The sequence below is a fragment of the Phenylobacterium sp. genome (genome assembly GCF_031181185.1).
Taxonomy (GTDB): domain Bacteria; phylum Pseudomonadota; class Alphaproteobacteria; order Caulobacterales; family Caulobacteraceae; genus Phenylobacterium.
In genome coordinates this window covers 1-7,278 of record NZ_JAPSKZ010000176.1, presented here as the reverse complement: position 1 = coordinate 7,278, position 7,278 = coordinate 1, and the positions used below count along the sequence as shown (strand labels likewise).

The window sequence follows — 7,278 nt, the reverse complement described above, 5'->3', positions numbered from 1 at the left end:
CAGTTCAGTCGGTCGGGTGGGGGGCTAAGGCGATGGCGAAGACCGTCCTCATCACCGGCGGCGCCGGCTTCATCGGCCGCCACGTCACCGACGCCCTGCTGGCCCGCGGCGATCGCGTCCGCATCCTGGACAGCCTTATCGAGCAGGTCCATCCGACCCGCACCCGACCGACTGAACTGGCTGCCGACGCCGAGCTGATCATCGGCGACGTGCGGGACGAGGCCGCCGTGCTGAAGGCGCTGTCGGGCGTGGACCAGGTGATCCACCTGGCCGCCGAGGTCGGCGTCGGCCAGAGCATGTATGCGGTCGACCGCTACACCTCGGTCAACGACTACGGCACGGCGGTGCTGTTCCAGCAGCTGATCGACAACCCGGTGGAGCGGGTCGTCGTGGCCTCGTCCATGTCGATCTACGGCGAAGGGCTCTACCGCACCGTCGACGGCGTGCTGAAGGAGGACGTGATCCGCGGGGGCCGCAACCCCGACGGATCGTGGGACCCGCTGGACGAGCAGGGCCGGCCGATGGTCCCGGTCCACACGCCCGAGACCAAGGCCAACGGCCTGAAGTCGGTCTATGCGATCGGCAAGTTCGTGCAGGAGCGGCTGACGCTGACGCTCACCCGCCAGTACGGCATGGCGGGCTCGGCGCTGCGCCTGTGGAACGCCTATGGCCCGGGCCAGGCGCTATCCAACCCCTACACCGGCGTGCTCGCCATCTTCGCCTCGCGGATTGCCAACGGCCAGTCGCCGATGGTGTTCGAGGACGGGCAGCAGCGGCGGGACTTCGTTCATGTCCGCGACGTGGCCCGCGCCTTCCTGCTGGCGCTGGATCGCGCCGAGGCGGACGGCGAGGTGTTCAACATCGGTTCGGGCGTCGACCGCACGGTCGAGGAGGTGGCGCTGCTGCAGGCCGAGGCCATGGGTCGGCCCGACCTCAAGCCCGAGATCGCCGGCAAGGCGCGGGCGGGCGACATCCGCCACTGCATCCCGGACCTGACCAAGGCCCGGACCGTGCTGGGCTACGAGGCGCAGGAGGACTTCGGCGAGGGCCTGGCCGAACTCGCCGAGTGGGTCGCGCGCCAGGAGGCGGAGGACCGCGTGGTCGAAGCTCGCCGCGAGCTCGAAATGCGCGGGCTGGTGGCATGAGGGCGCTGATCACCGGCGGGGCGGGCTTCATCGGCTCGAACCTGGCCGACCGGCTGGCGGGCGAGGGGCACGAGGTCGTGGTCTTCGACGCGGTGGCGCGGCCCGGGGTGGAGCGGAACCTCGCCTGGCTGCAGGGGCGCCACGGCGCCCGCATCATCGACATGCGCGCCGACGTGCGCGACGAGCGCGCCCTGGCCGAGGCCGGGCGCAAGGCCGACGTGATCTTCCACCTGGCCGCGCAGGTGGCGGTGACGACCAGCCTGGTCGATCCCGTCGACGACTTCGAGATCAATGTGCGCGGCGCGCTGAACGTGCTGGAGGTCGCCCGCCGGCGCTCGACTCCGGTGATCTTCGCCAGCACCAACAAGGTCTATGGCGACCTGGCCGACGTGCCGCTGGAGCTGGCCGGCGAGGCTTACCGGCCCCAGGAGGCGGGCCTGCGGGTGCGCGGCGTTTCCGAGAGCCGGCCGCTGGACTTCCACACGCCGTACGGCTGCTCGAAGGGCGCGGCCGACCAGTATGTGCTGGACTACGCCCGCAGCTACGGCCTGCCGACCTGCGTGCTGCGGATGAGCTGCATCTATGGGCCCAGGCAGATGGGCACCGAGGATCAGGGGTGGGTCGCGCACTTCCTGATCCGGGCGCTCGAAGGCCAGCCGATCGTCATCTACGGCGACGGCCGGCAGGTGCGGGACATCCTGGACGTGGGCGACGCGGTCCAAGCCTATGTCTCCGCTTGGCGGCGCATCGACCAAGTGTCGGGCCGGGCCTTCAACCTGGGCGGCGGGCCGGCGAACGCCGTCAGCCTGCTGCAGCTGATCGGCTACATCGAGGAGGTCACGGGCCGGAAGGTCGAGGTGAGCTTCGCCGACTGGCGCGCCGGCGACCAGCGCTACTACGTCTCGGACCCCTCGGCCGCGCGCCGGGAGCTTGGCCTGGACGAGGCGCGGGACTGGCACTCGGGCGTGGCGGCGCTGGCCGAATGGCTGGCGGCCGAGCGCGGGCGCAGCGGAGCCAGCCGCCAGCCGGCGGAGGCCGTCTGATGCGGGTCCTCATGACCGCTGACGCCGTCGGCGGCGTGTGGACCTATGCGCTGGACCTGGCGGGCGGCCTCGCCCAGGCGGGCGTGCGCACGACCCTGGCCGTGCTGGGGCCCGCGCCCTCGCGCGACCAGACCCGGGCGGCCGAGGCGATCCCCGGCCTGGAGGTGATCGAGACCGGCCTGCCGCTGGACTGGACGGCCGAGGAGCCGGCCGAGATCCTGGAGGTGGCGGCCGCGATCCGGGGCCTGGCGCGCGGCGTGCGCGCCGACCTGATCCACCTGAACAGCCCGGCCTTCGCGGCCCTGGGCGGGTTCTCGGCGCCGGTGGTGGGCGCCTGCCATTCGTGCCTGGCCACCTGGTGGAGCGCGGTGAAGGACGGGCCGATGCCCGAGGACTTCCGCTGGCGGACCCAGGCGTTGTGGCAGGGGCTGCACGCCTGCGACGCCCTGGTGGCGCCGAGCCGGGCGTTCGCCGAGGAGACGGCGCGGACCTACGACCTGCTGGTCCCGCACGTGGTCTGGAACGGACGTGCGCCGGCGGCGGCGCCGCGCATCGAGCGGGAGGCAATGGTCTTCACCTCGGGCCGGCTGTGGGACGAGGGCAAGAACGTCGCCGTGCTGGACCGGGCGGCGGGGCGGATCTCGGCGCCGCTGTACGCCGCGGGGCCGCTTTCGGGACCCAACGGCGCGGCGGTGTCGCTGGAGCAGGCGCGGCCGCTGGGCCGGCTGGGCGCGGCCGAGGTGACCGACTGGCTGGCGCGCGCGCCGATCTTCGCGTCTTCCGCCCTCTATGAGCCGTTCGGCCTGGGCGTGCTGGAGGCGGCGCAGGCGGGCTGCGCGCTGGTGCTGTCCGACATCCCGACCTTCCGCGAGCTGTGGGACGGGGCGGCGATCCTGGTCGATCCACGCGATCCCGCCGGTTTCGCCGAGGCCATCGACCGGCTGCTGGGGGACGTCTCGCTGCGGGCGGCGCTTGGGCGCAAGGCGCGGACGCGGGCGACGCTCTATTCGGTGGAGGCCATGACGTCGGGGATGCTGGACGTCTATCGCCGGCTGACGCCCAGCGCGAACCTGCAGCCGCGGCGCGAGGCGGCGGCATGAGGGTCGTCTACTTCACCCATTCCCTAAGCTCGTGCTGGAACCACGGCAACGCCCACTTCCTGCGCGGCGTGCTGCGCGAACTGGTGCGGCGCGGCCACGACGTGGCGGTGTTCGAGCCCAAGGACGCCTGGAGCCTGCAGAACCTGCTGGCCGACCATGGGCCGGAGGGGCTTGCCGCCTATCGCGCGGCGTATCCGGAGCTGAGTTCCCAGACGTTCGGGGCCAAGCCGGACCTGGACGCCATGCTGGACGGCGCCGACCTGGTGATCGTCCACGAGTGGAACGATCCGAAGCTGGTGGCGCAGATCGGCAAGGCGCGGGCCTGCGGCGGGCGGTTCACCCTGCTGTTCCACGACACCCACCATCGCGCGGTGAGCGAGCCGGACGCGATCCGGGCCTTCGACCTTTCCGCCTACGACGGCGTCCTGGCGTTCGGCGAGACGCTGGCCGAGGTCTACCGGCGCTGGGGCTGGGGCGAGCGGGTCTTCGTCTGGCACGAGGCGGCCGACGTGGCGTTGTTCCGCCCGCCGGCGGAGGAGGGCCCCCGCGAGGGGCTCGTCTGGATCGGCAACTGGGGCGACGGCGAGCGCACGGCGGAGCTGGAGAGCTTCCTGTTCGCGCCGGCCAAGGCCGCGGGCCTGCCGCTGGACATTTACGGCGTGCGCTACCCCGACAGCGCCAAGGCGACCATCAAGCGCTATGGCGCGAGCTACCGCGGCTGGTTGCCGAACGCGCGGGCGCCGGAGGTCTTCGCCCGGCGCCTGGCGACCGTGCACGTGCCGCGGCGGTTCTACACCCGCGTGCTGCCCGGCATCCCGACGATCCGGGTGTTCGAGGCGCTGGCCTGTGGCATCCCGCTGGTCTCGGCGCCGTGGTCCGACAGCGAGAACCTGTTCCGGCCGGGGCGGGACTTCCTGACCGCGCGCGACGGAGCCGAGATGGAGCGGCATCTGCGGGCGCTGGCGGCCGATGCGGACCTGCGCGCCGAGCTCGTCCGCTCGGGCCTGGAGACCATCCTGAACAGACACACCTGCGCCCACCGGGCCGACGAGCTGATGGCCGTCGTGCGCCGGCTGGCCGCGCCCGAACTGGAGCCCGCCGAATGAAGATCGCCTTCTACGGATCGAGCCTGCTCTCGGCCTACTGGAACGGCGCGGCGACCTACTATCGCGGCATGCTGCGGGAGCTGGCGCAGCGCGGCTGGCAGGTCACGTTCTACGAGCCCGACGCCTTCGACCGGCAGCAGCACCGCGACATCGACCCGCCCGAGTGGGCGAGGGTCGTGGTCTATCCGGCGACCGAGGCCGGGCTGCAGTCGGTGCTGGCCGAGGCCCCGGGCGCCGACGTGGTGGTCAAGGCGAGCGGCGTCGGCGTCTTCGACGACGAGCTGCTGGACGGCGTCGTCGCGCTGGCTCGGCCGCAGGCGGTGAAGCTGTTCTGGGACGTGGACGCGCCGGCGACGCTGGCGGCGCTACGGGACGGTGGCGAGGCCGTGCTGCACCGGCTGCTGCCGAAGCTGGACATGGTGCTGACCTATGGCGGCGGGCCGCCGGTGGTTCGGGCCTACGAGGGCTTCGGCGCGAGGACCTGCCGGCCGATCTACAACGCGCTGGACCCCACCACCCATCATCCGGCGCCGGCCGACCCGAGGTTCGAGGGCGACCTGAACTTCCTGGCCAACCGGCTGCCCGACCGAGAGGCCCGCGTGGAGCGGTTCTTCCTGGAGGCGGCGGCGCGGCTGCCGCAGCGGCGGTTCGTGCTGGGCGGCAACGGCTGGGACGACAAGGCCATGCCGGCCAACGTGCGGCGGCTGGGGCACGTGGGCACCAACGACCACAACGCCTTCAACTGCTCGGGCCTGGCGGTGCTGAACGTCGCCCGGGACTCGATGGCCGATGTGGGCTTCTCGCCGGCGACGCGGGTGTTCGAGGCGGCCGGCGCCGGCGCCTGCCTGATCACCGACGCGTGGGAGGGCGTGGAGCTGTTTCTGACGCCCGGCGAGGAGGTGCTGGTCGCCCGCGACGGGCAGGAGGTCGCCGAGCACCTCGAGGCGCTGACGCCGGAGAAGGCCCGCGCCATCGGCGAGGCGGGCCGCCAGCGGATCCTGGCCGAACACACCTATGCGCGCCGCGCCGTGGAGGTGGACGCCTTGCTGCGCCAGGAGCTGGCCGCCAAGCGCGAAAGGAGCCTGGCGTGAAGCTGGTCGTCCTCGGCCTTTCGCTGTCGTCGTCGTGGGGGAACGGCCACGCGACGACCTATCGCGCGCTGCTGCGGGCGTTCGCCGCGCGCGGGCACGAGATCACCTTCCTGGAGCGCGACGTGCCCTGGTACGCGGCGCACCGCGACCTGGCGGAGCCGGGCTTCTGCCAGCTGGCGCTCTACCGCGACCTGGACGAACTGAAGACGCACTGGCGGGGGGCCGTGGAACGGGCCGACGCGGTAATCGTGGGCTCGTACGTGCCGGAGGGCGTCGAGGTGGGCCGCTGGGCCCAAGCCACGGCCAAGGGCGTCTGCGGCTTCTACGACATCGACACCCCGGTGACGCTGGCCAAGCTCGCGGGCGGCGACCATGAGTATCTGACGCCCGAGCTGATCCCCGGCTACGATGTCTATCTGTCGTTCACCGGCGGGCCGACGCTGACCGAGCTGGAGCGACGCTATGGGTCGCCGGCGGCTCGGGCGCTGTATTGCTCGGTGGACGACGAGGCGTACCGGCCGCTCCAGGTCGAGCGCCGCTGGGACCTGAGCTACCTCGGCACCTACAGCCCCGACCGGCAACCCACGCTGGAACGGCTGCTGATCGAGCCGGCCAGGCGCGCGCCGCATCTGAAGTTCTGCGTGGCCGGGCCGCAGTATCCGGCGGACATCGACTGGCCCGCGAACGTCGAGCGACTGGAGCACGTCGGCCCCGCGGACCACCCGGCGTTCTATGCGGCGAGCCGCTTCACGCTGAACGTCACCCGCGCGGACATGATCGCGGCGGGCTGGAGCCCGAGCGTGCGGCTGTTCGAGGCCGGCGCCTGCGGAGCCCCGATCATCTCGGACGTATGGGAAGGCCTGGAGACGCTGTTCGAGCCCGGGCGCGAGATCGTGCTGGCGGAGAGCGCCGACCAGGTGCTGGCGGCGCTGAACATGGATGAGGCCGAGCGCGACGCCCAGGCCGCGGCCGCCCGGCGGCGCATCCTCGACGGACACACGGCGGCCCACCGGGCCGCGGAACTGGAAACGCACCTCGAAGCGGCGGCGGCCGCCAAGGAACCTGCTCAAGGGGCTTACGCATGAAGAACGGACGCCAGAAGACGATCCTGGTGGCGGGGGGCGCCGGCTTCCTCGGATCGCACCTGTGCGAACGGCTGGTCGCCGATGGCGCCCATGTCGTCTGCCTCGACAACTTCCAGACCGGCCGCCGGGAGAACCTGGCGAAGCTGGAGGGTCGCGCGGATTTCGACCTCGTCGAGGCGGACGTGGTCGATCCCTTGCCGACGCGGTTGGGCCGGATGCAGTTCGACCGGATCTACAACCTGGCGTGCGCGGCCTCGCCGCCGCTGTACCAAGCCGACCCCGAGCACACGCTGATGACCAGCGTCGTGGGGACCCAGCGGTTGCTGAAGCTGGCCGAGAGCAACGGCGCGCGGTTCCTGCAGGCCTCGACGAGCGAGGTGTACGGCGATCCCGACCGGCACCCGCAGTCCGAGACCTACTGGGGCAACGTCAACTGCACGGGCCCGCGGGCCTGCTACGACGAGGGCAAGCGGGCGGCCGAGACGCTGTGCTTCGACTATGACCGGCTGGGCAAGGCCGAGGTCCGCGTCGTGCGGATCTTCAACACCTATGGCCCGAGGCTGGACGCCAGCGACGGGCGGGTGGTGTCGAACGTGGTCAGCCAGGCGCTGGCCGGCGAGGACATCACCGTCTTCGGCGACGGCTCGCAGACGCGCTCGTTCTGCTACGTCGACGACGAGATCGACGGCCTGGTTCGGCTGATGGAAT

7 protein-coding genes are annotated in these 7,278 nt (G+C 72.1%); all 7 read left to right on the top strand.

Features of this window, described 5'->3' with window-relative positions; translation table 11 throughout:
- Positions 1–1,145: SDR family NAD(P)-dependent oxidoreductase (locus RIF93_RS16905; protein ID WP_309092621.1), on the top strand; the 1,145-nt coding region annotated here is incomplete at its 5' end.
- On the top strand, positions 1,142–2,188 hold the full coding sequence (locus tag RIF93_RS16900; RefSeq protein ID WP_309092620.1) for an NAD-dependent epimerase/dehydratase family protein: 1,047 nt from the start codon (positions 1,142–1,144) through the stop codon (positions 2,186–2,188). The genes RIF93_RS16905 and RIF93_RS16900, both read left to right, overlap by 4 nt.
- Entirely contained in the window at positions 2,188–3,288 is a 1,101-nt protein-coding gene (locus RIF93_RS16895) for a glycosyltransferase family 4 protein (RefSeq protein ID WP_309092619.1), read from the top strand. Before RIF93_RS16900 ends, RIF93_RS16895 begins: the two co-directional genes overlap by 1 nt.
- Positions 3,285–4,394: a glycosyltransferase gene (locus RIF93_RS16890; RefSeq protein WP_309092618.1), complete on the top strand. Its 1,110-nt coding sequence runs from the start codon at positions 3,285–3,287 to the stop codon at positions 4,392–4,394. The genes RIF93_RS16895 and RIF93_RS16890 overlap by 4 nt, the downstream gene beginning before the upstream one ends.
- Positions 4,391–5,485 carry a glycosyltransferase gene (locus tag RIF93_RS16885; RefSeq protein WP_309092617.1) on the top strand — a complete coding sequence of 365 codons (1,095 nt, stop codon included), beginning with the start codon at positions 4,391–4,393 and terminating at the stop codon, positions 5,483–5,485. The genes RIF93_RS16890 and RIF93_RS16885 overlap by 4 nt, the downstream gene beginning before the upstream one ends.
- Positions 5,482–6,570, top strand: a complete 1,089-nt coding sequence (locus RIF93_RS16880) for a glycosyltransferase (RefSeq protein WP_309092616.1) — start codon at positions 5,482–5,484, stop codon at positions 6,568–6,570. The genes RIF93_RS16885 and RIF93_RS16880 overlap by 4 nt, the downstream gene beginning before the upstream one ends.
- Positions 6,567–7,278, top strand: a 712-nt coding sequence (locus tag RIF93_RS16875; protein ID WP_309092615.1) for an NAD-dependent epimerase/dehydratase family protein, incomplete at its 3' end; no start/stop codon positions are given. The genes RIF93_RS16880 and RIF93_RS16875, both read left to right, overlap by 4 nt.